Below are 24,818 nucleotides of genomic sequence, written 5' to 3' on the forward strand. Positions count from 1 at the left end.
ATGGCCCGCAAGCGCAAGGCCGTCGAGCCCGACCCGAACGAGGCCGACTTCCTGGCCGCGTGGCGGTGGGTGGCCTGGCACCCGATGTTCGCGCCGATGGTCGGCTCGTGCTGGCCGCTGCCGGCCGCCGATGCCAAGATGGTGACCGACTCGACGATCGGGCTGGCCGTCGTGGGCCCGGACGGCAGGATCCGGGCCAACCGGGGGCGCCGCCTCGACGTGTCCGAGTGGACCTGGGTACTCGCGCACTGCCTGCTGCACCTCGGCTTCGGGCACCTGGCCGCCGGCGCGGCCCGCGATCAGCCGTACCAGGACGTGGCCTGCCTGGTGGTGGCCCGGTTCCAGCGGGCGGTGAAGTTCGGAACGGAGCCGGTGGCGCTGCCCGCCGACCTGCCGACCGCGGACGAGGAGCAGTTGCTGCGGGCGTGGCGGCGCGACGGCGTGCCAGCCGGGCTGGCCGGGTGCGGAGCCGGGCGGCCCGACCTGGCCGACGGTGCGCCGGGGCGGCACGATCCGCAGTGGGAGCAGCGGTTCGCCCTGGGCCTCGCGGCCGCCGCGACGGCCGCCGTCGAGGTGGCCGGCGGCGCCCGCGCCGCCATCGACTCGCCGGCCCGCCGGCGCACGCCGTGGGAGCAGGCGATGAGCTGGTTCGTCGGGTCGTACCCGCTGCTCGGCGCGATCGCGGCCCGGTTCACCCTGGTCGCCGACGCCGGCCTGGCCCGCAGCCGGGACATCGCGGTGGCCGCCGTGTCCAGCGAGGCCGGCGAGATCTACCTGAACCCGCTGCGCAGCATGTCCGAGCTGGAGTGGCGGTTCGTGCTGGCCCACGAGATGCTGCACGCCGCCCTGCGCCACGGTGACCGGGCCGGCTGGCGCGACGCGTACCTCTGGAATGTGGCTTGTGACTTTGTAGTCAACGGCTGGCTGGTCGAGATGGGTGTCGGCGAGATGCCGGACGGCCTGCTGCACGACCCCGCGCTGGCCGGGCTGTCGGCCGAGGACGTGTACGACCGGCTGGCCACCGACCTGCGGCGCAGCCGGAAGCTGAAACCGCTGCGCGACCTGCTGGGCGAACCCCTGCCGTGGCCCGGTTCGAAGGCCGGCGGCGTCGATCTGGACGAGTACTGCCGGGGCGCCCTGATGACCGGTTACGCCTATCACCTCAGCGCCGGGCGTGGCCTGCTGCCGGCCGGGCTGGTGGCCGAGATCCGGGTGCTCGAGCAGCCGCCCCTGCCCTGGGACGTGCGGCTGGCCCGCTGGTTCGACGAGCATGTGCGCTCGCCCGAGAAACAGCGCACCTACGCCCGCCGGTCCCGCCGCCAGGCCGCCAACCCGGACATCCCGCGGCCCGGCCGGCACCTGCCCGAGGAGGTGCTGCGGCGGTGCACGTTCGGCGTGGTGCTGGACACGTCCGGCTCGATGAACCACGAGCTGATGGGCAAGGCGCTGGGCGCGATCGCCTCGTACGCGACCGCGCGCGACGTGCCGGCCGCCCGGGTGGTCTTCTGCGACGCGGCCGCCTACGACGCCGGCTATCTGCCGGTCGACGACATCGCCGGCCGGGTACGCGTGCGCGGCCGCGGCGGCACCGTGCTCCAGCCGGGCGTGGCCGTGCTTGAACGCGCCGCCGACTTCCCGGCCGACGGTCCGATTCTGATCATCACCGACGGCGAGTGCGACGTGCTGCGGGTGCGGCGCGCCCACGCATACCTGATCCCGGTGGGCGCCCGCCTGCCGTTCACGCCGCGCGGCGAGGTGTTCCGGCTACGGTGAGGCGACTCCGGCCATCGCCCGGATGGCCACGGCGGTCCGGACGAACTCGTTGTCGGCCAGGTCACCGATGGTGGCGATGCCGAACGCCAGGCGCAGGCCCTCGGCTTCCTCCTCGCTGACCCCGGACAGTGCCGAGACGGGTGCGTTGACGAGATCGGTCAGGGTGCTGGACTGGTATTCGGGGTCGAGGACCGCGTCGAGATTCACGGTGACGGCCATGACGGTTCCCTTCCGAGTGAGAACTCGTTCACCGTACGCCATGGCGACTGTCCTGTGTGTCCACTGATGAGCCGCACCACGTCGACCGAAGCCCGGACCGGCAACCGCGCGGCCACCTCGCGGGCGGCGGCCTCGAGCACCGGCCGCCCGGCACCGTGCCCGACGGTCAGGTGCGGAACCACCTCGTCGTGCGCACCCGCATAGGGCGGCGCCTCCGGAAACCGCCGCCACAGCGCCATGGTGAGCTCCCGGAACACGTCGTCGGGCCGGGGCGCGACCCAGACGACCTCGTCCCCGAACCACTCCACCCGCTCCAGGACGACGTCGGTACGCGGAAACCCGGCCACGATCGCCCGGACGTCCGCGAGCACCGCCGCATCGATCCGCTCCGGCGCCAGAAACGGGAACAACACGGTCACGTGCGCGGGCACATCCCAGGCGGCGGCCCGGTCCAGCCCGGCCCGGAACCGCCCGACAACCGGCTCGGCCGCCGGCACCGGCACAATCAGCGCGGTCTGCATGCCCCCACAATGCCCAACTTCCCGGCCGGCGACGACCGCGAGCGGCTGGTCAACCCGACCTCCGCGGCCCCGCTCCCCTCCTGGGCCGGCGATCACGGTGACGGTCGCTGCCGACCGCGCGCATTCCCTGCCGGGCTGTCGCAACACGGGCGGCCGGCGGGGTGGTAAATGCGTTGGTCCGGGAATGACGCCGTCGCCGACTTCGATCTCGGGCCTGCGGTGCGGTGCCACCACATGGGGAAACACGGGGGCCGGAAATGGCCAAGTTCAGCACCAAGCCGCGCGAAATTCAGCACACCTTCGAGGGCGGCAAAGGCTTTCCCGTACGCGGTTCCGCAACCTGGTCGCCGCCGTGGCCGTGGCCGAGCCGGAGTGGTTCGGGCGCTTCGTGCTGTGGCTGCGGGTCGGCGCCGTGCTGCGTACCGCCTCGGTGGTGGCCGCCCTGGAGGGCGCTCGCGCCCGGGTCGCCGCCGGCCTGCCGGGCTCGCGCGCGGTGGTCGGCGCGGCACTCCAGCGGGCCGACGAGCCGGGCGAGGCGGTGGCCTACTGGCTGGGCCGGTACGGGCGGCGGATGCCGAAGCCGGTGAAGCGTGGCATCGCCGACGCCGCGGTGCGCCTGTACCACGAGCGCAGCCTGCTCAAGTACGACGCGGACGGGCTCCCGGTGCGGTTCGGCGACGTGCTCGACCTGACCCACCCGGTGGCCCGGGACGCGCGGCAGGGCGACCTGTTCCGGCATGCACTCGACCGGCGGCACGGCCGCGACCACCGGGCGCCGGAGTCGCTGGCGGTGCTGACCGCGCGGGCCGCGCTGATGGCGCTGCCGGTCGAGCGGCGCGCCGAGGTCACCGACCGGGCCGTGCTGGCCGCGGCCGGGATGACCTGGGAGGCGCTGGCCGGCTGGCGGCAGCGGTCCCGGGTGCTGCCGGTAGCCCGGCCCGGCGAGTCGGTGCTGGCGGCGGTGCGGCGCTGCCGCGAGGGCGGCTGGTTCTTCGGCAACGGCACGCTGACCGAGCAGGCGGTCCGCGACAACTACGCGGGCCACGACCGGGTGGTGCTGCTGACCGACGAGCAGGCCCACCTGCACGGCCGCGCCGACGTGACCGCCGCGGTGCCGGCCGACGTGCCGGCCTACACCTGGAACCTGGCCGGATACCGGGTGGGCCACACCCCGCCTGGCCGTTCTGAAATGTATCTGTCCGCTCCTCGCCGGGCTCTTCTCAATGACGAGCCCGGCGAGGAGCGGACATCATGGCGATCAACATCGGCAATCAGAACGCGGGCCAGATCAACAACGTCGAGGGCACCCAGCACATCTCCGGGGGCCAGTACGTCAACGCCGTCTCGACCGGTGAGGCGCAAGCCGCGGCACACGCCCTGCGGGTGACGCTGGAACAACTGAACCTGCCGGCCGTGGCCGACGCCGCAGCCGTCGAGCGGGAACTCGCGGCGGCACACCCCGACGCCGGCCAGGTGGCCGGGAGGCTGGAACGCCTCACCCGGGAACTTAACCGGTGGGGAGCGCTGGCCGGCGCCGGTGCGAGCCTGACCGGACCGCTGCAGACGCTGGGCCGCTGGCTCGGGCCCGCCGGCGCGACGCTGCTCGCGCTGCTGGCCTAGGGCGACACCATGGCCAGCCTGGTAGTCACGACGACGCCTCTCACCGGGACCCGCATCGACCTCGGCGCGGGCCCGACCACCATCGGACGGCAGCCCGACTGCACCGGGGTCCTCGACGAGCCGACGGTGAGCCGACGGCACGCGGTCATCGTGCAGGAGCAGGGCGAACTGGTCCTGCACGACCTGGGATCGAGCAACGGCACCACGGTGAACGGAAGCCCGGTGCACGGCGCGGTGCGGCTGCACTCCGGCGACCGGGTCTCGTTCGGCTCGGTCGGCCTGCGGGTCGAGTTCCCGCCGGGTGCCGGCCTCAGCGTCGGCCGGCAGGACGCCGGTCAGATCAACAACGTCGACGGCAACCAGTACATCCAGCACATCCGCGCGGAGCGGGAGAGTTTCCTGGCGGACATCGCCACCAGCAAGACCAAGGCCCGTCGGCTGATCACCATCGGCTTTCTCTTCGTGGTGACCGGTTTTGCGCTTTTCGGGTACGGGGTGGTGTCGTTCATCCAGGCGGTTCCCGGCATCAACCTCGGCACTCCCCCGTCCGAGGTGCCCACCCCGTTCGGCCCCGACGTGGGCGGGGTGCCGCTCGGGATCATCGGGTTCGCCCTCGGCGCGCTCGGCGGTTTCACGCTGATCGCCGGGATCGTGCTGCACGTCAGCGCGGCCGCGCGGCTGCGGCGGGCCCGCTACTGAACCGGGGCCAGCACGCAGAACTCGTTGCCCTCCGGGTCGGCCAGCACCGACCAGGCGATCTCGCCCTGGCCGATGTCGGCCCGGGTGGCGCCGAGGGCCAGCAGCCGGTCGACCTCGGCGCCGATCGTGCAGCCGGGCTCCGGCCGCAGGTCGAGGTGCAGGCGGTTCTTGACGGTCTTGCGGTCGGGCACCACCAGGAGCACGAGGGCCGGGCCGGAGCCGTCGGCCGGTCCGATCTCGACCTCGTGGTCGTCGGTGCGCAGCGTGCGGTAGCCCAGGGCGGCCGTCCAGAACGCGGCCAGGGCGGCCGGGTCGTGGCAGTCGATGACGATCTCGGTGAGGCGGAGCACGTCCGGAAGCTACCCGCTTGAACCTTTGGGCGCCATCACCACGTACCTCTGTGCATGTGGCAGGATCAGCGGCTGCTCGCCGCCATCGCCGCACTGCCGGCGGAGGCATTCATCGTGGTGGCACCCGACCGGGACTTCGGTTCCGCGGGGTGCCGCGAGGACCAGGCGCCGGGGGCGACGGAGCCCCGGGCCGAAGGACATCGACCCCCACCGACGATCGAGCGGCCGTTGATCTCGTAACACGGGTTACGCTGATCCCCATCGTCACGCTCGATGATCGTGGGGATGCGATGAGTGAACGAGGTTTGCCACCGCAACTACTGACCGAGATCAACAGTCCGGTCCGTGAGTCGCGGCTGTCCGCCGTGGACAAGCTGTCCCGGCTTGCGCACGGCGCCGATCTCACCATGGCCGCCGCCGCCCGGATGGCGCTGCGTCACCTCACCGAGGACGACAGCCGCAGCGTCGCCGCCGCGGCGGCCGCGGCCCTGGAACGCTCGTCGGTCCGGGTCAACCCGGACCGGGTCGAGTTCGGCGAGGTCCCGCCCGAGACGCCACGCCTGATCGCGGACGTCGAGGTCGAGGGCCCGCCGCTGGCCGTGGGCGCCGCGACCGTCACCGCCTCGGGCCCCGGCCTGCGGGCCATGCTGGACGGCCGCCGGCTGCGCATCGTCTGGCTGCCCCGCTCGGAGTGGCTGGACGGCTCGGTGACCGTGCGCGGACCGGCCGGCTGGGCCGACGTCCGGGTCACCGGCCAGGTCTCGTCCGGGCCGATGTCGCGGGCCGCCCTCGAGGCGCGGCTGCGCGCCGCCGCGGGTGTCGTCACCGCCGGTGACCTGCGCACCGCCCAGGTCACGGTGCTGCCGCCCGGGCCGTTGCCGCCTCCGCCGCGGCCGGTCGCGCCGCGCCGCCGCCGGCACCTCGGCACCTCGGTGCTGATCGCCGCGCTGACCGCGCTCGTGCTGCTGGGCGGCGCCGGGGTCACCTGGGCCCTGGTCAACAACCGGCAGCCGGCCCCGCCGACGGTGGCCGCGCCCAGCCTGCCGGTGGCGGCGGCGCCGACCGTCTCGGCGGCCGACTCGGCCCACGAGCACGGCGCCTCGATCACCAAGGTTCCGCTCGCCCAAAAGGTGCGCAGCCTGGCCAGACCCACGGTGGCCGGCACGATCCGGGTGGGCGCCGAGCCGGAGGGCGTCGCCGTCTCCCCCGACGGCCGGACGCTCTACGTTGCCAATCAGGGCTCCAAGATCCTGTCGGTGGTGGACGCCCGCACCCGCAAGGTGTCGTCGTCGGTGACGCTGCGCAACACGCCCCGCTTCGTGACCGTCTCCCGGGACGGCAAGCTGGTCTACGTCTCGATGTACGAGGCCGACAAGTCGGGCAGCGGGGTGGCCGTGCTCGACGTCGGCACCCGCAAGGTCTCGAAACACCTGGCCACCGGTCCGCAGCCGTTCGCGCTGGCGGTGGGCCCGGACAACCGCCTCTGGGTGCCGATACACAGTCACGCCAAGCTGGAGATCTTCACGGCCGGCGAGCAGCACGCGGCCGGCGCGGTCGCCGTGCCGGAAAACCCGCACGCGGTGGCGTTCTCCGGCGACCTGAAGAGGGCGTTCACCGCCAACCACGAGTCCAACGCGGTGGCCGTCATCGACATGCGCACCGATCGCACGCTGCGGTCCGTCCCGGTGAGCCGCTCCCCGCACAGCATCGCGGTGTCCCCCGACGGCCGGCGCGTGCTCGTAGCGGGGTACGAGGCGGACGCGGCCGACCTGATCGACGCGCTGACCCTGAAGCGGACCGGGCCGTTCCGGGTCGGCAGCAAGCCGCAGTCCGTGGCGTTCTCTACCGACGGCGCCCACGGCTACGTGGTCAACGAGGGCGGCAACTCGGTGACGGTCCTGGACGGCCGCACCGGCAAGGTCACCGCCACGGTCAAGGTGGGTCGCAGCCCGCGCACCATCGCGATGTCGCCGGACGGCCGCAGCGCGTACGTGACCAACGGCGCCGACAACACGGTCTCGATACTGCGGGTGGGCGCGTGACCGGCCGGGCGGGCGCCGCCGACGAGGTGCTCGTCCGGCGCCTCTTCGGCGACCACGGCGGCGCCCTGGTCGCGTACGCGATCAGATTGACCGGCGATCGCACTCCCGCCGAGGAGGTCGTCCAGGAGGTGCTGGCCCGGGCCGTACGCGAACCGGAAAGCCTGGCCGGCGACAAGGGTGCGGTCCGCGCCCGGCTGTTCACCGTGACCAGACGCCTGGCCGCGGCCCGCCCGCGCACCGAGGCCACCGAGCCCGAGCCGGCCCCGGCGATCGACTCGGTGGCCGTGCTCAGCGCGCTCGAGGCTCTGCCCCGGGACGAGCGCGAGGTGCTGCGCGCGCTCTACTTCCAGGGCCGCGACGTCGACGAGACCGCGGCCACGCTGGGGGTCGAGGCGGGCGCCGTGAAGTCGCGCACCTACCACGCCCTGCATCGCCTGCGCGAGATGGTGGTGGCGCCGTTGCCGGGAGCGGCCGGATGACCGAGCACCAGACCGAGCTGCTGGGCGCGTACGCCATCGGGGTTCTGGACGGTGCCGAATTTGTCGCGGTCCGCGCCCACCTGGTCGCCTGCACCCTCTGCCAGCGCGAGCTCGACGATCTGCGCGAGATGGAGGCGGCGCTCGGCGAGATCCCGCCGGAGGCCTTCCTGGACGGTCCGCCCCGGGACGGCGACCTCCTGCTGCACCGCACCCTCAAGCAGGTACGCGACGAGCGCACCCGGCACGACCGGCGGCGCCGCCTGCTGCTGTCGGCCGCCGCGGTGCTGGTCGCGGCCGGCATCCTGGCCGGCGGCGCGTTCCTGGGCCGTGCCTACGCCCCCGCACCCGCCCCGGTCGCCACGGCGGCCGGCACGCGCACCGCCGGCGCCACCGATGCCGAGAGCGGCGCCGCCATGCGGGTGTCCGTCGAGCCGGCCGCCGGCTGGGTGCGCGTCCACGCGACCGTCGAGGGCATGCCGCCCGGCGAGCAGTGCCGCCTGTACGTGGTGGCGCGCGACGGTTCCCGCCGCGAGGCCGGCAGCTGGCTGGTCGCCGGGAGCGGGGCCACCACCCTGGACGGCAGCGCACTGACCGCCCTGTCCGACGTGGCGTCGATCGACGTGGAGACCTTCGCAGGCCGGCGCCTGGTCTCCGTTCCCGTCTAGCCCATCAACGGCTATCATCAGGGCGTGACTGCTCAATCGACGCAGCGTGACGACGGAGCGGATCGATGACCACCGCCGGCTGGGTCGCGCTGGGCATGGTCACGTTCGGCGCGTTCTGCTATGCCACCGCCTCGATCCTCCAGGCCGTCGGCGCCCGCCGCAGCACCAGCACGATGCGCACCATGGCCCACCCGCTCTACCTGGCCGGCATCGTCTTCGACATCCTGGCCTGGGTCGGCGCCATCCTGGCGCTGCGCGAGCTGGCCGTGTACGTGGTCGAGTCCATCCTGGCCAGCTCACTGGCGATGACGGTGGTGGCCGCCCGGGTCTTCCTCAAGTCCCGCCTGCGCCGCCGCGACGTGGTGGCGGTGGTCGTCTCGGTGGCCGCCCTGGCGGTGCTGGCGATGTCCGCCGGCGAACAGCACGACGTCCACCCCGACGCCGCCCTCAAACTGGGTTTCGCCGCCACCGCCGCCACGATCATCCTGCTCGGCTGGCTGGCCACCCGGCTCGGCCGTCCCGGTCTGGTGGCGGTGCTGGCCGGCCTGTCGATCGGCTGCGGCTCACTGGCCGGCCGCGCCCTGACCTTCCCCGCCGCCGAAATGACCGGCTTCGCCTCGTCGGCCCTGGCCGTCGTCACCGAGCCGCAGGTGTGGGTGCTGGTCACGTTCGCCGTGACGGGCATGGTCCTGTACGCGAACGCACTGCGCCTGGGCCAGGTCGGCCCGGTGACCTCGGTGCTGTGGATAGCCGAGGTGGTCGCCCCGTCGGCCGCCGCGGTCCTGCTGCTGGGCGACAACGTCCGCGCCGGCTGGGCCCTGCCGGCCGCCCTGGCCGCCCTGGTGATGGTCGGCGCCGCCGCCGTGCTGGCCACCGCCCCCGCCACCGAGGCAACGGCCGCCGAGTCCACCGCCGCAGCGGCCACCCAGCCGGCGCTCCCGGTCGAGGCCGCAGCCCACGCGGCGCAGCCGGCCCTGGCCGCGGCGGAGACCGAACGCCCCGCGCTGCCGTCCGTGCCGCAGCCCGCCCTCGCGGCGCCGGCGCCCACCCACGCCGAGCGGGTCATCTGGTGGGGCCCGTCGCCCATCTGGATCCCGCCCACCCGCACCCTGCCCGCCCTGGCCATGCAGCCGCCCGTGCCCGAGCTGACCTGGAACCCACCGCGCGTGCAGGCCGCCTGGCCCGAGCCCCAGCGCCCCGACGCCGACACGACCGAGCCCGCCCCGGCCCCGGTCCCCCGGCCGGTGGCTCGCCGCCCCTGGCCCGAGTACTACCCGCCCGAGCCGGTCCCGGCCGCCGCCTCCCCGGCAACCGCCTCCCCGGCAACCGCCGAACAACCATGGCCGTGGAACGACATCCAGCCGGGCGCCGACCGATAACCGCACGCGGCCGCCGCCGGGGCCGAGGCGTAGCAGCAGGGCGGGGTCAGCGGGGTTGGATCAGGCCGACCTCGGTGGGGTTGCCGGGGCGGCCACCTCGGGATGCCCGGTAGGCGGGGACGCCTACGCAGGTGAACAGCATGGCCTCCAACGGCTCGCCCAGCAGGCCGGGGATTTCGCTGTCGATGAAAGTCATGCCGGTGGCGCTGGCGCCCAGGGCGTACGCCAGCAGGTGCAGACGCCCCTCCACCAAGCCGGCAGCCAGCTGCGCCTCACGGTAGCCGGCGTCGTCGAGTGCGGGGACGTCGGCGGCGGTGATGACCACGAAGGCGGCGTCGCGGGTCAGCTCCTGGTCGAGGCTGATGCGGAACATCTCCGCGCGCAGGTCGCCGGCCTGGATCGGCTTCTGCAGGTCGGGCCAGCGGTACAGGCCGGGCGCTACGCCGGTGACGTCGTGGACCGCCACGTAGTGCGGCAGGTCGATGCCGCGCAGCGCCACGGACATCGACGTCTGCAGCAGTCCGGACGACAGGCCGCGGGCCGGGTCCATGAGGCGCTGCGAACCCCGGGTCAGCACGACCTCGTCGAGCGGGGTCGCGGGCGGCGAATCGACCTCGACCGGAGCGCCGGACGGCCACGGCCGGCCGAGGGTGTTCGAGCGGCTGGCCTGGCGGGCGGCAGTGACCAGCGGGAACTCTCGCGGGGCGGCGTCGACGGCACCGGGGGCGGCGGCACCCGAGGGGGTCAGCGCGGGCGCACCGCCCAGGGCGACCACCGCCACCGGGAACTCGTGCACGCCGTCCGCGCCGACCAGCCGGGCCACCTCGTCGTCGGGGAAACGCGAGTGGAGCGCCGGGCCGAGACCGGCCGAGCCGGCGGCCGCCAGCAGCTGGGACAGCATGGTGCCCAGGTCCCAGAAGATGTGCCGGTAGCCGCGCTCCCGGTAGCGCCAGCCGGTCCGCCACGGCACGCCGGTAACGACCACGGCCGGCGCGGCGCCGCGCGGCGGCGGGCCGACCTGGACCAGGGCGTGCGCCGACGGGTCGTACCAGTGCACACCGGAGGGCAGCGGGCCGCCGTCGGGGACCGCCACGTAGACCTCGAGCGGGAACCGGCCGCCGGCCGAACCGGCCGCCCGGAACGGGACGCGGCCCCACGGCCGCTGCGAGGTGCGGACCACACCGGCGCACAGGTAGAGGACGCGGGACAGCTGGGCCAGGTCGGGGGCGGCGGCCGGGATCTCGGCGGTGCCGGCCAGCACGTCCAGCGCCGGAACGCCGGCCGCGGGCAGGTCGCGGGGCAGGTCGACGCGGGGCAGGTCGCCGTCGTAGCGCTTGACGAACCAGGGGACCTTGTCCAGCTCGTTGATGGTCAGGTTCTGGAGCACCCGCGGGTCGGCGACGGGTTCGGACCAGTCCCGGGACGGCTCGTAGGAGGTGAGTCGGTGCAGGGTGTGCGCGGTCGTCACAGGGTGACTCTGCCCGACTCGTCTCGTTCGCGCCATCCGCCCGGCCGCTCCGTCGCAAGTTGCGATAGAGTCACGGAACTTACGGCGCCACGGAGGAAACAGATGACGAGCACCGAGGCCACCGCTGCCACCGCAGAGGACGCGGACGGCGCGGCACCGCGGGCGATCCACAACCCCGTGCTTCCCGGATTCCACCCGGATCCGTCGATCCTGCGGGTGGGCACCGACTACTTCATCGCCACGTCGACGTTCGAGTGGTCGCCCGGCGTGCGCCTGCATCACTCCACCAACCTGGTCGACTGGCAACCGCTCGGCGGGCTCCTGGGCGAGCGCCGCCTGCTCGACCTGACCGGCGCGAACGACTCCGGTGGGGTGTGGGCGCCCAATATCTCGTACGCCGACGGGGTCTTTTTTGTTCTTTATGCGAACGTGGCCTCCTTCGCGAGCGGCTACTGGGACCCGCAGAACTACCTGGTCACCGGGCCGACGCCGACGGGACCGTGGTCCGACCCGGTGGTGCTGCACGGGCGGGGCTTCGACGCGTCGCTGTTCCACGACGAGGACGGCACCACCTGGATGCTGTCGATGGTGGCCGACTGGCGGCCGGAGCGGAACCGGTTCGCCGGCATCTCGGCGCAGCGCTACGACCGGGATCGCCGCCGCCTCGACGGGCCCGAGCACCTGATCTTCCAGGGCACCGCGACCGGCCTCGTCGAGGCGCCGCAGCTGTACCGCAAGGACGGCTGGTATTACCTGGTCACGGCCGAGGGCGGCACCAGCTGGACGCATCAGGTGACGGTGGCGCGCTCGCGTGACCTGCTGGGCCCGTACGAGACCGACCCGGCCGGACCGATGCTCAGCTCGGCGGGCCGTCCCGAGCTCGAGTTGCAGAAGGCCGGCCATGGCAGCCTGGTGCAGACGCCGGACGGCCAGTGGTACCTCGCGCACCTGGTGGGCCGCCCCTACACGCCGCTGGGCCGGTGCGTGCTCGGCCGCGAGACCGCCATCCAGGAGGTGCACTGGACCGCCGACGGCTGGCCCCGGGTGCGCGACGGCGTCCCGGCCGAGACGGTTCCGGCACCGGCCGGGGCGATCGTGCCGCCGGCCCGGCCCACGTCGTCCGAGGAGTGCGAGGACGACGACTTCACCGGCCCGGTCCTCGGCGTCAACTGGTCCACGCTGCGCCGGCACGCCACCCCGGACTGGGCCGACCTCAGCGCCCGGCCCTCCTACCTGCGCATCCACGGCGGCCAGTCGCCGGTCGGCCGGCAGCGCCCCAGCCTGGTCGCCCGCCGGGTCACCGCGCGGCGCTGCGAGCTGGAGGCGGTGCTCGAGTTCGACCCGCGCAACTACCGCCAACTGGCCGGAATCACCGCGTACTACAACTCGCGGAACTGGCACTTCCTGCACGTCACCGCGGACGACGACGGCCTGCCGGTGCTCGACCTGCTCACCTGCGACAGCGGCCGGGTCGCGGTGGTGCCGGGGGCGCGGGTCCCGCTCGGCGAGGGGGTGCGGCTGGCTCTGCGCGTACGGCTCGACGGGCCGGACCTCAGCTTCGCGTGGGCGAGGGACGGCGAGGCGCAGTGGCGGGCCGCCGGCCCGGCGCTGGACGCCACCACCCTGTCGGACGAGTATGCGGCGAACGTGGCCGACGGCGAACCGGAGGCGTGGGGCTTCACCGGCGCGTTCGTCGGGCTCTGGGTGCAGGACCTGGGCGCCGAGGGCGGTTACGCGGACTTCGACCGGGCGATCTACCGGGCGCTCTGACCACATGGTCACCTGGTGGCTGGGACGCGGTACCGGCCCCGGCGACTTCAAGCGCAACTTCGCCGATCATCAGCCCGGTCTGCGCGTGGAATACCTCGGGGCGGACTCGCTGGAACGGACCCTCGTGGCGCTGGCCGACGGGACCGCCCCGGACATCGTGATGATCCCCCGCGCCGGCACCGTCGCCGGCCTGGCACGGCAGGGCCGTCTCGCCGACCTGTCCAGCTATGCGTGGACCCGCCGGGTGCTGCCGCTGGCGCGGGCCGTCTGCATGCACGAGGGCCGTCTGTACGGGGTCCCGCGCAGCGTGGAGACGATGGTGCTGTTCTACGACCGGGCGCTGTTCCGGGCCGAGGGCTGGCAGCCGCCGCACTCCCTGCGCGAGCTCGAGGACCTGGCCGCCGCCATGCAGGTCCGCGGAATTGTGCCGTTCGGAGCCGGTACGGCCGACTACCCGCCGTCCGTCGAGCTCTACTTCTCGCTGATCGTCAACCACCATGCCGGACCGGCTAACGTGCGCGCCGCCCTGCTCGGCCGGCTGCCCTGGACCGCGCCGGTCTTCCGGGACGCGGTCGAGCTGCTTCGGAGCTGGTTCGAACGGGGCTGGTTCGGGACGACGTACTTCACCGACGGCTGGGCCGAGGGTTTCGCCCGGATCGCCACCGGCGAGGCCGGCATGTCGCCGAACATGAGCTGGATCTTCGGCGAGATCACCGAGGCGTCCGGTGACGTCGGGGTGGCGCCCTTCCCCACCCTGCGCGACGGCCTGGCGGCCCCGCTGTACATCTTCGGCACGGCCAGTGTGCTCGCCGTCAACGCCGCCTCACCGCGCCGGGATGCCGCGGCGGCCGTGCTCGACCGGCTCTTCACCAATGAGGTACGCCGGGCCTTCAGCCGGGACCTGCCGGGCGACTGGAACCTGCCGCTGACCGACCCGGACGCGGCCGGCCTGGCGCGGGTGACGACACCCGAGTTCGCGGCGACCGCCGTGGCCACCACCGCGGCGGTCCGCGACGCGGCGGCCCTGAGGAGTGGGCCGGCGGCGACGGTCAGCGGCTCGCCGTGACCAAAGCAGGCGATCTCGGCGTCGAGGACGGCCTGGCGGCGGACTGAGTCGGCGGCGCGGACCGGGTCCACGTTGAACACGCCGAGAATCACGGTGCCGTCCGGGGAGTTCGCATGGCCCTCCTCGGCCGGCGTTATCCGAGCGCGCGCCGGACCGCGGCGGCATCCGGCAGATCCAGCAGATCGAGAACGGCGTTCCGGTCCGTTCCGGCTCCGCGCACCGCCTCTTTCACGGCCGGGATCAAAAGCGGAGAAACACTGAGTTCCCGTACGCCCAAGGCCGTGAGCAGAGGCACCGCCCGTTCATCCGCCGCGAGTTCGCCGCAGACCGCAACATTCCGCGAGGCGCGACAAACCGCATCGACGAGCCGCAGCACCCCCGGATCGCACCCGTCGGCGAGCGGGGTCAGCGCCGGATTGCCCCGCTCGGCCGCCATGGCGTACTGAATCAGGTCGTTGGTGCCGATGCTGAGGAAATCGACGTACGGCGCAAAGGCCGCGGCCTTGAGGGCGACCGCCGGCACCTCCACCATGATGCCGACCCGCAGCCCCGCCGGACCTCCCCGCCCGTCGCGCGCGATCGCCGCGTCGAGCAGCGCCCGCGCCCGGATCACCTCGTCGACCGCGCTCACCATCGGGAACATCACGCTGACCGGAAACTCGCGCGCCACCCGGACAATTGCCAGCAGTTGGTCGGCGAGCAGTTCCGGATGCGCCAGGGAGTGCCGGATGCCGCGCACGCCCAGAAAGGGGTTGGCCTCCGCGGCGCGCGGCAGGTAGGGAAGCGGCTTGTCGCCACCCACGTCGAGCGTGCGCAGGGTGACGCGACGCCCGCCCAGCGCATTTCCGATTTCCCGGTACGCGGCTTCCTGCGCATCCACGCCGGGCCGGGCATCCAGAAAAAGAAACTCGGTACGCACGAGCCCCGCCAGGTCCGCACCGTTCGCCGCGGCGGCCCGCGCGTCCGCGACCGACCCGAGGTTCGCACCCACCACGATGGACACGCCGTCGCGCGTGACGGCCTCTTCGAAGGTGACGACCCGCCGCCGCACCCGCCGGCGAAACGATTCCAGCACCGCGTCGGACGGCTCCACCACGATTTCCCCGCTGCCGCCGTCGAACGCCAGCGGCTGACCGTCCGGGATTTCGAGAACGGCCGGCCCGAGCCCCACGATGGCGGGAATCCCCCGCCCCCGGACCAGAATCGCCGCGTGCGAGGTCGGACTCCCGCCGGCCAGCAGCACCCCCGCGGCGTCCAGGGTGGCCGCTTCGGCCGGGGTGAGATCGGCGGCGATCAGAATCCCGTCGACCGGCGCCGGCGCCGGCTCGGTGCCGCCGAGCAGCACGTGCAGCACCTGGTCGGCGACCGCGCGGACGTCGGCGGCCCGCCCGTTGAGGTACGCGTCCGGCAGCGCCGCGAACTCGCCGGCGAGCCGCTCCATCGCCGCGGCCCAGGCGCGGGGCGCACCGGCTCCGTCGTCCACCCGGGCCCGCACGTCGGCCAGCAGGTCGGCGTCCTCGAGTAACAACAGGTGCGCGTCGAAGACCGGCGACGCGGCGCGCAGGCCGGTCAGCTGCTGACGCACGGTGGCCAGCGCGGCCTCCAGCCGGCACCACTCCTCGCCGGCCGCGCCGGGCCGGACGTCGGGAAGCTCGGACCGCACCCGGTCGTGGCGCCGCGCCGGTCCGACAGCGATGCCGGGCGAAATGGGCACGGCACCGGCGGCCGGGGGCGCCTCGGACTCCGGTGCGTCGTCGAACGCCCGGGCGGCCAGCGCCAGCACCGCCTCCACCGCCGGCCGGGCCTGCGGACCGGACGCGCGCACCTCGATCTCGTGACCGCGCAGCGCGCCCAGGGTCGCCACCCGGGACAGGCTGGCCGCCGGCACCCACGGCGAGCCGGTGGTGCGGTTGCGCAGCTCCACCCCGGCGTCGAAGGAACGCGCCACGGTGACCAGCCGGGCCGCCGGACGGGCGTGCAGGCCGTGCGGGTTGGTGACGGTGAGCACCGCGTCTGCCTCCCGCCGGGACTGCGGCTCGGGGCCTGGCGGCGTACCGAAATGGCTTTGTTTGCCGGCCAGGGCGTCCAGCGCCTCCGCCGCCACCTCGTCGCGGGCGGCGCCGCCGGCGGCGGCCACCGCGGCTGCCACCAGGCCCTCCACCAGCGGCGCGGGGCACAGCAGCACCCGGTCCCGCAGCGCCTCGTCGGGGAGGAGTTCCAGGGCCAGCTCGGCCGACAGCACGGCACTGCCCAGGTCCATCAGCAGCACCACGCCGTCGCCCCGGTCGGCGGCGGTGACCGCGGACGCGATGGCTGTCGCGTCGGTGCCGAAGGTGTCCTCGTCCAGGCCCGCGGCCACCTCGATCGGGACCGCGGCCATCTCGGTGGCCAGGGCCACCGCGGCGCGGGCCAGCGCGTGGCTGTGGCTGACCACGACCAGGCCGACCAAGGGTCACGCCTCGCCGGGCAGCGCCGTGGCCGCGGCGGCCAGCAGCAGTGTCACCGAGGCGGCACCGGGATCCTCGTGGCCGGCGCTGCGTTCGCCCAGGTAGCTGGCGCGGCCCTTGCGGGCGACCAGCGGGGCGGTGGCGGCGCGGCCCTGCTCGGCGGCGCGCACCGCCTCCTGGAGCGCGCCGGCCAGGAACTGGCCGGCGGCCAGTTGGGCGTCCAGCGCGTCGACCGCCGGTTGCAGTGCGTCGACCATGGTCTTGTCGCCGGGGGCGGCCTTACCGCGGGCCACCACGCCGTCCAGCGCCGCGCGCAGCGCCTTGGCGAAGGCGGGCGCGTCCACCGACTGCTCCTCGCCCAGCGCGGTGGACATCCGCAGGAACGCGGTGCCGTACAGCGGGCCGCTCGCGCCGCCGACCGTGCTGACCAGGGTCATGCCGGTGCGCTTGAGGACCGCGGCGGGCGTGTCGAACTCCTCGGCGTCGAGGACCTTGACCACCGCCTGCATGCCCCGGTCCAGGTTGGTGCCGTGGTCGGCGTCACCGATGGCCGCGTCGAGTGCGGTGAGCAGGTCTTTGTTGGCGGCCACCAGGCGGGCGAACTCGCGCAGCCAGGCGGCCAGCTCGGGGCCACCCATCAGGCGCCCCAGCGCAGTGCGGGCGTACGTACCGGCGCGTCCCACAGGCTCAGGATCTCGTCGTCGGCGCGCAGCAGGGTGACCGAGCATCCGGCCATGTCGAGGCTGGTGATGTACGGGCCGACCAGCGCGCGGGCCACCGCGACGCCGGCCTTCTCCAGGATGGCGGCGACCTCGTTGAACATCACGTAGAGCTCGATCAACGGGGTGGCGCCCATGCCGTTGACGAACGCGATCACGCCGCCGCCGGTGAAGTCGAGGTCGGCCAGGATGGGCGTCACCAGCATCTCGGCGACCTCGGCGGCGGGAGCCAGCGGGACCCGGCGGCGGCCCGGTTCGCCGTGGATGCCGATGCCCAGTTCCATCTCGCCGCCGGGCAGGTCGAAGGTGGGGCGGCCGGCGGCGGGAACCGTGCACGAGGTGAGCGCCACGCCCATGCTGCGGCCGTTCTCGTTGACCCTGCGGGCCACGGCGGCGACCTCGGTGAGCGGGCGGCCCTGGTCGGCGGCGGCACCGGTGATCTTTTCCAGCAGGACGGTCACGCCCACGCCCCGGCGGCCGGCGGTGTAGAGGCTGTCCTGCACGGCCACGTCGTCGTCGACCACCACCGCGACCACCTCGGTCTCGGCGAGCTCGGCGGCCATCTCGAAGTTCATCACGTCGCCGGTGTAGTTCTTCACGATGTGCAGCACGCCGGCGCCGCCGTCGACGGCCCGGGTGGCGGCCACCATCTGGTCGGGCACCGGGGACGTGAAGATCTCGCCGGCGCAGGCCGCGTCGAGCATGCCGGGGCCGACGAAACCGGCGTGCAGCGGCTCGTGGCCGGAACCGCCGCCGGAGACCAGCCCGACCTTGCCACGCACCGGGGCGTCGCCGCGCACCACCAGGCGTTGCTCGTGGTCGACGCGCAGGTCGGGATGGGCGGCCGCGATGCCGCGCAGCGCGTCGGCCACCACGCCGGCCGGGTCGTTGATGAGCTTGTTCATCGGCGCCTCCTCGCGCTGGCACGGCCTACGGACAACCTACGCCGGGGAGAGCGGGCGTTCCGGGCGGACGCCGCGCGTTCAGCAAGATTTCCGACATCGACCGGGCTGACCTGCGGAGGTAGCGTGAGAGGCGAACCACCCCGCTGGCCGCCATCCAGCGGTTTGCCGAAACGGGCCGTCGCCGCACCCTGCCGGCGGCGGCCCGCGGCACGTCGAGCGCGAATGCGTCTCGGGTTGACAACATCGATGGTCAGCCGACTTAATGGTCCCGCCATCGAGCGAGGGGCGGTCGACCTCGCGCGTCCAGATGCGGGGGAAAAGTGCATTCCGACGAGCCATGCCCAGGTCCGGGTGATGCGGCGTGACCCTCGATTCCACTGCACAGCTTCCCCGGCTGCCGTTGCTGGCCGACCGCAAGGTCGCCATGGTGCACGAGTGGTTCGGTGCCACCGGCGGGTCCGAGGCGGTCTTCCTGGCCATCGCTGACCTGCTCCCGCACGCCGAGCGCCTGGTGCTCTGGGCCGACGAGGGGGTGCCCACCGAGCAGTTGCGGCTGAGCCAGTCCTGGATGTCGCGGACACCGCTGAAGCAGAGCAAGGCGCTGGCGCTGCCGGCCATGCCGCTGGTGTGGCGCACGCTGACCAACCGCAAGTTCGATGTGGTCATCTCGTCCAGCCACGCCTTCGCGCACACCGTCAAGCTGGGTGATCCCGCGCACACCCGGCACCTCAGCTACATCCACTCCCCCGCGCGCTATGTCTGGAGCCCCGACTTCGACGGCCGCGGCTCGCACCCGGCGCTCAAGGTGCCGCGCAAGATGCTCCAGGCGGCCGACCTGCGGCTCAGCCGCCACGTGCACGCGTACGCCGCCAACTCGCGCGAGGTGCAGGGCCGGATCAAGCGGTTCTGGAACCGCGACTCCGTGGTGGTCAACCCGCCGGTCGACACGGCGTACTTCGGCAACGCCCCGCAGGCTGATCAGTATCAGTCGCGGGACTACCTGCTGGGCATCGGGCGCTGGATCCCGTACAAGAACTTCGATCTGATCGTTGAGATCGCCGACGCGGCCGGTCTGCCGCTGGTCATCGCCGGGTCCGGGCCCGAGGAGGAGCGGCTCCGCAAGCTAGCCGCCACCAAGCAGGTTCACATTCATTTCGAGGTACGCCCGGAACGCGACCGCCTGCGCCAGTTGTACTGGGGCGCGCGTGCCCTGCTGTTCCCCGCGCACGAGGACTTCGGCATCATCCCGGTCGAGGCGCAGGCGTGCGGCACCCCGGTGCTCGGCCTGCGCCGCGGCGGCCTGCTGGAAACGGTCGTCGACGGCGAGACCGGCTTCCTGCTGGACGGCCTCGACCCGGCACCGTACGCGGCCGCGCTGCACCGTCTCGGCGAGCTGTCCCGGTACCGCATCCAGCAGCACGCCGGCGGGTTCTCCGCCGACCGGTTCGCCGACCGGATCGCGCGCTGGATCGACCATGCCGCCCGCTGAGCCGGTGCGCACCGTCGTCGACTGCAGCGGCGTCGGTGCCGGCGGCATCACCCGGGTCCTCACCGAACTGGTCCGGTACTGGCCCGCCGGCGACCCGCTGCGGATCGTCGCGGCGCCGGGCGGCTGGACCCCGCCGGACGACCGCCGCGCCGAGGTCACCGTGGTGAGCACCCAGGACGGCGGCCGGGTCGGCACCATCGCGTCCGCCACCGAGGCGCTGCGCCGGGCCACCGGCCGCGGCGCCGAGGGCAGCCGGGTGCTGTCGCTGAGCCCGTCGCTGGCCATCCGTGGCAGCCGGCTGCCGGTCACCACGATGGTCCACGACCTGGCGTTCAAGCTGTGGCCGCACGACCTGCCGGCCGCCGTGAAGCAGTACCGGCGGCTCAGCTACGGCACCGCGATCGGGCGCTCCGAGCAGCTGATCTGCGTGAGCCACCGCACCCGCCACGACCTGCTCGGCATCTACCACGTGCCGTACGAGCGGACCGCGGTGTGGCACCCGGGCAGCGACCTGAGCGTCGAGGCGGGTGCGCTGCCCGCGGCGCTGTCGACCATCCGGTACCAGGGCGGCCGTTACCTGGTGGTCGCCGGGCACGCCCCGCACAAGGGTGTCGAGCTGGCGATCGAGGCGTTGACCGAGCTGAGCTCGTACCACCTCGTGGTTTTGACCGGTGGCCAACCGGCCGAGGAGTTCCGTCAGGTGGCGGCCGCATCCCCGGCGGCGCAGCGGGTCGTCTTCCTGGACCGCCTCGGCGACGCCGAGTACGCGGCCACCGTGGCCGGCGCCGCCGCCTTCCTGATGCCCAGCCACTTCGAGGGGTACGGCCTGCCCGCCGCCGAGGCGCTACGGTTGGGCACACCCACCGTCATCTCGCCGGATCCGGCGCTGCTCGAAGCCACCGGCGGCGCGGCGGTACGGATGACCAGCTGGACGGGCGACGCCATGGTGCGCGCCCTGCGTGAGGTGGAGAGCGGCCGGCTACCGGCCGCCACCGCCGAGCTGGGCGGGCGCTCGTGGCAGGAGGCGACCGGCCATCTGGTCGCGCTGCTCGACGCCGCCGCGGCACACCCCGCCCCGGCGCAGTAGGGAGACTCGTCGTGCGAATCGCCATGGTGCACTCGTCCTTCGCCATCCGGGGCGGCGCCGAGCGCTACGTGCGGGACCTGAGTGCGGGACTGGCCGCCCGCGGCCACGACGTGCGCGTCTTCAGCCGGCCGTCCGAACACGACGACCCCGGTGACCAGCCGGTGGCACAGCGGCTGAGCGACCGGGTCGGCGGCCGCTCGGGCCCGTTGCGCAAGGTGCTCAACCACCTCGGCGACATGGCCGACCCCACCGGGCTGGCGCTGGCCGACCTCGAAGCGTTCGCGCCCGACGTGGTGCACGTGCACAACTGGCAGGGCCTGGGCATACGCCCGGTGCGCCGGCTCGCCGCCGCCTACCCGACCTGTCATTCGGTGCACGACTTCGCGGTGGCCGACCCGGGCAACGCGCTGGGCAACCGCGGCCGGGCCAAGGCACTGGACGCGATGCTGGCCGCCCGGTCCGCCCTGCTGGTGCGCGAGCTGCGCGGGATCACGCTGCTGTTCCCGTCCGAGCGGACGAGGCGGACGCTGCTGCAGCACGTGCCCGCCGCGGCCGGCCTCCCGCAGCGGGTCGTGCTGCTGTCCACGCCGGTGCCGGCGGAGCGGCGTGCGCTGCCCCCGGGCGCCCGGGACACGTTCCTCTACATGGGCGCCCTCAGCCCGCACAAGGGCGTCGGCGACCTGTTGGACGCGTGGACGACGAGCGATCTGCGGCACCGGGGCACGCTGCTGTTCGGTGGCGACGGCCCGATGCGCGCCGAGGTGGAGGCGGCCGCCGCCGCGCACCCGTCGGTCCACTACCTCGGTTACCTCGACGAAGCGGGCAAGACGGACGCGCTGCGCCGCGCCGGCTGGCTGCTCTTCCCCAGCCGGTGGCCCGAGACGTACGGGCTCGTGTGCGCCGAGGCGCTGATCGCCGGCCGGCCCGTGCTGGCCAGCCGGATCGCCGAGCCGGTGATGGCCGCTCCCGGCTCCTGTCTGCTGTTCGACTCCCCGCAGGACCTGCGCGAGCGACTCGAGCAGGCCGCGCAGCTGCCCCCCGCCGAGTACGCCGGCCTGACCGCCTCGGCGCTGGCCGACGGCGCCCGCCTGGACTGGGACACCCACGTCGAGGCGATCGTGGCCAGCTACGAGTCGGTGCGTGCGGACCGGCGCGTGCCCGAGACCGGCCACCGATGACCGAGTTTCTCCGCTCCCCCTCGGTCCGCGGCTGGTGGCAGCAGCGACCACCGGCCGGCCGCCGGAACCTGCTCATCGTCGCGGTGACGCTGGCGCTCGCCGCCGAGGCGGCCTGCCTGTTGACCGGGGCACACCCGGCCCTGCCGCTGGTGGCCGGCTTCCTGGTCTTCGTCTCGCTCCGGCCCTTCCCCGGCGTGGTCTACGCGGCGACCGTCTTCTACGCCCCGCTCGGACTGTGGATGCTCGGCGTCCAGAGACTGTTCGCCGATGCCTTCGGCGGCCGGGACTACGTGCTGAGCCTGTCCGCCTCGGCGGTCGTCTGTGTGCTGCTGCTGGTGACCATGATCCGCCGGCCGCCGTCCCGGCGGCAGGTCGCGGCCGGCGCCGGGGTCGTCGTCCTGGCGGCGGTCTGGGTGCTGATCGGGGTGCTCCAGCAGGACATCCCGCAGACCCTGGTGGGCGCCCGGCTCACCGCCATCCCGGTGATTCTGCTGCTGGTGGTTCTCGGGCTGACCGCCCGCGAGCTGCACCTGCTGATCACCGTCACGGCCGGCCTGGTGATCGCGAACGCGGTGGCCGCGGTGGCCGAGTACGTCATCGGGCCGGCCCGGCTGATCGAGTTCGGCTTCGAACCGGACCGGGCGATCCGGTACATCGGGACGACGTTCCGGGCGCCCGGCCTCACCGAGGTCAACGCGGAGCTGGGCCTGCTCTGCGGCGCGTACCTGCTCGGCTACGCCGCCCTGTGGCTGGTGCGCGACCTGCGACCGAACCGGGTGTGGTGGCACGCCGGAGCCGGCGCCGCCGCCGTCGGCCTGGCGCTGAGCACCAGCCGCACCGGTGCGCTGCTGCTGGCCGGCGGCATGGTAGCGGCCATCGTGCTCAACCGCGGCGGCGGACCGGCTGCCCGCAAGCGGGCCCGGTGGATCGGCGTGGCCGTCGTGGCCTGCGTGACCGCCGGCTTCGCCGCGGTCGGCGCCACCGGCGCCAGCAGCACCTTCGAACGGCTTCAGGTCTGGGGTGACCTGCTGCGGTCCGGTGCGCCGTGGTACGGCCGCGGCGTGGGCTCGGTCGGCGCCGCCACCACCTCGCGGGCCTCCAGTTCACCGCAGGTCTTCGTGGACAACTACTTCGTGAGCATCGCCCTCCAGTTCGGCGTGCCGGTGCTGGTGGCCGTGATCGCGCTGCTCGTCTGGGCCCTGGTCCGGCTGACCCGCGGCTCCCGGCTGCATCCGGAATACGCCGTCCATCTGGCCGTGCTCGCCGGGCTGTCGGCCGGTTGCCTGATGATCGAGGTGTGGGAGTACGCGAACGCGATGCTCTGCCTGGTCACGTTCGTCGCCTATGCGGCGCGGGCGATGCCGCCGCCACCCGATCCTCCACCGCCAGTCGAGCCCGCGGCCCAACCTGCTGCCCAGCCTGCTGCCCAGCCCGCGGCCCAGCCCGCGGCCCAACCTGCGGCCTGGCAGGATCCGGCCGAGACGGCGCGGCTCCATCTCGACCCGGCCGAGACCGTCGTGATGCGACAGCCGTCCGCCGACGAGACGGTCATCCTGGACAAAGTCGACGACACGGTCATCCTGCACCACCCCGTCGTGCCCGAGAACCCGGAGCGCCGCCGCCGATGAACAGCCTGCTCCACATCACGCGCAAGCTGCAGGGCTCCCAGCTGTCGGTGCAGGCGCTGTCCCGGCTCGCCAGCATCTGCCTGTTCCTGCTGGCGTCCTGGGCGGACGGCACCCGGCTGCCGCTGGTGGCGCTGCAGGGCGCGCTGCTGGCCCTGCCGTTCACGCTGATGGAGTCGCTGGTCGGCCGCCCCATCTCGGCCGGCCTGCTGCCGGCGCACTGGGACGTCGAGTCGTGGGCCCGGCGCGCGGCCGCCGCCACCATCGCACCGGTGGCACTGATCGGCTGCGCGTCCGCCGCGGTGGCGCTGCCCGCCGTCACCTGGACCGACCGGCTGCTCATGCTCACCCCGGTGCTGCTGCAACTGCCGCTGGAGGCGATGTTCTGGTCGCGGGCGCGCACCGAGGGCACCGCCCGCGCCAACCTCATCCCACAGGTGGTGGCGGCCGGCACCATCGTCTGCGGCCTGCTGTTCGTGCTAACCGACGTGCGGGTGGACCTGGCCGCGGTCCCCGGCCAGCTACTCGTGCTGTCCTGGTTGCTGCTGCGCCGCCGCCCGCTGGCCGCCGGCACGGTCCGGCCCGGGTACGTGGCCAGCCTGCGCATCGGCGCGGCCTACTTCGTGACCGCCTCCGTAGACCTGACCTATGCGGTGGCGCTGCCGTCGGTGGCCGGCGCTCTGGCCGGCCCGCCCGCGGTCATCGTGCTGCGGGCCATGGAGCTGGCGTTCGGCCCGTTCCACGTGGTGCTGTCCGCGACCACCCGCGAGGACGTGGTGCTGGGCCGCAAAACCCGCTGGCTCACCCCGACCCGCCTGCTGACCGGTGCCGCCTGGGCCGTGGTGTCGGCGATCGTGCTGTTCAGCCCGTGGGTGCGCGGCCTGCTGGCGGACGACCTGCGCAGGCTGGGCTTCGTGGCGCTGGCGGCCTTCTGCGCGTACAAAGGCATTTTGATGTTCTCGACGTGGCTCTCGGTGCGGCACATGATCTGGGCCCAGCCCCGGCGTTACCTGGTGTCCGGCATAGGCTCCCGGGTGATCGCACTGACCGGCCTGGCCGTGGCGGTGACCTGGGTCGACCACATCCCCGAACTGTTCCTGCAACTTCTGATAGGCGAGATCCTGGTGGTCACCTGGTTCGCGTGGCGCATAGCCCGCACACCACACACCCCCACCCCGTCACCCACAGCCCCGGCCACAAACGCAACGGCTCCGGGCTAGCGAGGGTTTCCACCGACCCGAAGTCCACAGAGCCAAACACCGCGCCCCACCGCGCCCACGACCGCGCCCCGCTGCACCGGCGCCCGCCGCACCGGGC

The 24,818-nt window shown here is 73.7% G+C and carries 23 protein-coding genes; 16 read left to right on the forward strand and 7 right to left on the reverse strand.

Going from position 1 to position 24,818, the window contains the following annotated elements:
* Window positions 1-1,773 (forward strand): vWA domain-containing protein, encoded by a 1,773-nt coding sequence (locus Ari01nite_RS39570; RefSeq protein WP_203788342.1) that lies wholly within the window; start codon window positions 1-3, stop codon window positions 1,771-1,773.
* On the opposite strand, the gene Ari01nite_RS39575 is transcribed toward Ari01nite_RS39570, so the two are convergent.
* Window positions 1,765-1,992: a hypothetical protein gene (locus Ari01nite_RS39575; RefSeq protein ID WP_203788344.1), complete on the reverse strand. Its 228-nt coding sequence runs from the start codon at window positions 1,990-1,992 to the stop codon at window positions 1,765-1,767. The genes Ari01nite_RS39570 and Ari01nite_RS39575 overlap by 9 nt on opposite strands.
* On the reverse strand, window positions 1,977-2,513 hold the full coding sequence (locus Ari01nite_RS39580; protein ID WP_203788346.1) for a 2'-5' RNA ligase family protein: 537 nt from the start codon (window positions 2,511-2,513) through the stop codon (window positions 1,977-1,979). Before Ari01nite_RS39580 ends, Ari01nite_RS39575 begins: the two co-directional genes overlap by 16 nt.
* 352 nt (window positions 2,514-2,865) lie before the next feature.
* Here Ari01nite_RS39580 and Ari01nite_RS39585 point away from each other — a divergent pair, with 352 nt between their 5' ends.
* Genes Ari01nite_RS39585 through Ari01nite_RS39595 form a run of 3 tightly spaced genes read left to right on the forward strand, consistent with a single transcriptional unit; the run spans window position 2,866 to window position 4,832 of the window.
* Entirely contained in the window at window positions 2,866-3,900 is a 1,035-nt protein-coding gene (locus Ari01nite_RS39585) for an NHL repeat-containing protein (protein WP_203788348.1), read from the forward strand.
* The gene (locus Ari01nite_RS39590; protein ID WP_203788350.1) at window positions 3,897-4,133 is read left to right on the forward strand and encodes a hypothetical protein; all 237 of its coding nucleotides are present in this window, start codon (window positions 3,897-3,899) and stop codon (window positions 4,131-4,133) included. The genes Ari01nite_RS39585 and Ari01nite_RS39590 overlap by 4 nt, the downstream gene beginning before the upstream one ends.
* Window positions 4,134-4,142: 9 nt before the next feature.
* Complete coding sequence (locus tag Ari01nite_RS39595) at window positions 4,143-4,832, forward strand: FHA domain-containing protein (protein WP_203788352.1); 690 nt, start codon at window positions 4,143-4,145, stop codon at window positions 4,830-4,832.
* On the opposite strand, the gene Ari01nite_RS39600 is transcribed toward Ari01nite_RS39595, so the two are convergent.
* Window positions 4,826-5,182, reverse strand: a complete 357-nt coding sequence (locus Ari01nite_RS39600; RefSeq protein ID WP_203788354.1) for a VOC family protein — start codon at window positions 5,180-5,182, stop codon at window positions 4,826-4,828. The two genes, Ari01nite_RS39595 and Ari01nite_RS39600, sit on opposite strands and share 7 nt — an antisense overlap.
* Before the next feature lie 54 nt (window positions 5,183-5,236).
* On the opposite strand from Ari01nite_RS39600, the gene Ari01nite_RS39605 reads away from it, so the two are divergent.
* The 5 genes from Ari01nite_RS39605 (at window position 5,237) to Ari01nite_RS39625 (ending at window position 9,747) form a co-directional block, all read left to right on the forward strand.
* A complete protein-coding gene (locus Ari01nite_RS39605; RefSeq protein ID WP_203788356.1) occupies window positions 5,237-5,422 on the forward strand; it encodes a hypothetical protein in 186 nt (61 codons plus the stop codon).
* A gap of 50 nt (window positions 5,423-5,472) precedes the next feature.
* Entirely contained in the window at window positions 5,473-7,224 is a 1,752-nt protein-coding gene (locus Ari01nite_RS39610; RefSeq protein ID WP_203788358.1) for a YncE family protein, read from the forward strand.
* Window positions 7,221-7,703, forward strand: a complete 483-nt coding sequence (locus Ari01nite_RS39615) for a sigma factor-like helix-turn-helix DNA-binding protein (RefSeq protein ID WP_203788360.1) — start codon at window positions 7,221-7,223, stop codon at window positions 7,701-7,703. The genes Ari01nite_RS39610 and Ari01nite_RS39615 overlap by 4 nt, the downstream gene beginning before the upstream one ends.
* Complete coding sequence (locus Ari01nite_RS39620) at window positions 7,700-8,368, forward strand: anti-sigma factor (RefSeq protein WP_203788362.1); 669 nt, start codon at window positions 7,700-7,702, stop codon at window positions 8,366-8,368. The genes Ari01nite_RS39615 and Ari01nite_RS39620 overlap by 4 nt, the downstream gene beginning before the upstream one ends.
* A gap of 65 nt (window positions 8,369-8,433) precedes the next feature.
* Window positions 8,434-9,747, forward strand: a complete 1,314-nt coding sequence (locus tag Ari01nite_RS39625) for a hypothetical protein (protein ID WP_203788364.1) — start codon at window positions 8,434-8,436, stop codon at window positions 9,745-9,747.
* A gap of 46 nt (window positions 9,748-9,793) precedes the next feature.
* Here Ari01nite_RS39625 and Ari01nite_RS39630 read toward each other — a convergent pair whose 3' ends face one another.
* A complete protein-coding gene (locus tag Ari01nite_RS39630) occupies window positions 9,794-11,215 on the reverse strand; it encodes a nitroreductase family protein (protein WP_239163407.1) in 1,422 nt (473 codons plus the stop codon).
* A gap of 102 nt (window positions 11,216-11,317) precedes the next feature.
* Between Ari01nite_RS39630 and Ari01nite_RS39635 the strand changes: the two genes are divergently transcribed.
* Together Ari01nite_RS39635 and Ari01nite_RS39640 are read left to right on the forward strand one after the other, a co-directional pair.
* A complete protein-coding gene (locus Ari01nite_RS39635; RefSeq protein WP_203788366.1) occupies window positions 11,318-12,985 on the forward strand; it encodes a glycoside hydrolase family 43 protein in 1,668 nt (555 codons plus the stop codon).
* Window positions 12,986-12,989: 4 nt separating this feature from the next.
* Window positions 12,990-14,051 carry an ABC transporter substrate-binding protein gene (locus tag Ari01nite_RS39640; RefSeq protein WP_203788368.1) on the forward strand — a complete coding sequence of 354 codons (1,062 nt, stop codon included), beginning with the start codon at window positions 12,990-12,992 and terminating at the stop codon, window positions 14,049-14,051.
* Window positions 14,052-14,184: 133 nt separating this feature from the next.
* On the opposite strand, the gene ptsP is transcribed toward Ari01nite_RS39640, so the two are convergent.
* Genes ptsP through dhaK form a run of 3 tightly spaced genes read right to left on the reverse strand, consistent with a single transcriptional unit; the run spans window position 14,185 to window position 18,122 of the window.
* Window positions 14,185-16,500, reverse strand: coding sequence for a phosphoenolpyruvate--protein phosphotransferase (gene ptsP, locus Ari01nite_RS39645; protein WP_203788370.1), 2,316 nt, complete (start codon window positions 16,498-16,500; stop codon window positions 14,185-14,187).
* Between the two features lie 3 nt (window positions 16,501-16,503).
* A complete protein-coding gene (gene dhaL, locus Ari01nite_RS39650) occupies window positions 16,504-17,181 on the reverse strand; it encodes a dihydroxyacetone kinase subunit DhaL (protein WP_239163408.1) in 678 nt (225 codons plus the stop codon).
* Window positions 17,136-18,122 (reverse strand): dihydroxyacetone kinase subunit DhaK, encoded by a 987-nt coding sequence (gene dhaK, locus Ari01nite_RS39655; protein ID WP_203788372.1) that lies wholly within the window; start codon window positions 18,120-18,122, stop codon window positions 17,136-17,138. Before dhaK ends, dhaL begins: the two co-directional genes overlap by 46 nt.
* 361 nt (window positions 18,123-18,483) lie before the next feature.
* Between dhaK and Ari01nite_RS39660 the strand changes: the two genes are divergently transcribed.
* The 5 genes from Ari01nite_RS39660 to Ari01nite_RS39680 are packed head-to-tail and all read left to right on the forward strand — an operon-like array spanning window position 18,484 to window position 24,721.
* Window positions 18,484-19,611: a glycosyltransferase gene (locus tag Ari01nite_RS39660; RefSeq protein ID WP_239163409.1), complete on the forward strand. Its 1,128-nt coding sequence runs from the start codon at window positions 18,484-18,486 to the stop codon at window positions 19,609-19,611.
* A complete protein-coding gene (locus Ari01nite_RS39665) occupies window positions 19,598-20,698 on the forward strand; it encodes a glycosyltransferase (RefSeq protein ID WP_203788374.1) in 1,101 nt (366 codons plus the stop codon). The genes Ari01nite_RS39660 and Ari01nite_RS39665 overlap by 14 nt, the downstream gene beginning before the upstream one ends.
* An 11-nt stretch (window positions 20,699-20,709) precedes the next feature.
* A complete protein-coding gene (locus Ari01nite_RS39670; protein WP_239163410.1) occupies window positions 20,710-21,876 on the forward strand; it encodes a glycosyltransferase family 4 protein in 1,167 nt (388 codons plus the stop codon).
* Complete coding sequence (locus Ari01nite_RS39675; protein WP_203788375.1) at window positions 21,873-23,504, forward strand: hypothetical protein; 1,632 nt, start codon at window positions 21,873-21,875, stop codon at window positions 23,502-23,504. The genes Ari01nite_RS39670 and Ari01nite_RS39675 overlap by 4 nt, the downstream gene beginning before the upstream one ends.
* Window positions 23,501-24,721 (forward strand): hypothetical protein, encoded by a 1,221-nt coding sequence (locus tag Ari01nite_RS39680; RefSeq protein ID WP_239163411.1) that lies wholly within the window; start codon window positions 23,501-23,503, stop codon window positions 24,719-24,721. Before Ari01nite_RS39675 ends, Ari01nite_RS39680 begins: the two co-directional genes overlap by 4 nt.
* Window positions 24,722-24,818 lie beyond the last annotated feature (97 nt).

The organism is Paractinoplanes rishiriensis (genome assembly GCF_016862375.1).
GTDB lineage: Bacteria > Actinomycetota > Actinomycetes > Mycobacteriales > Micromonosporaceae > Actinoplanes > Actinoplanes rishiriensis.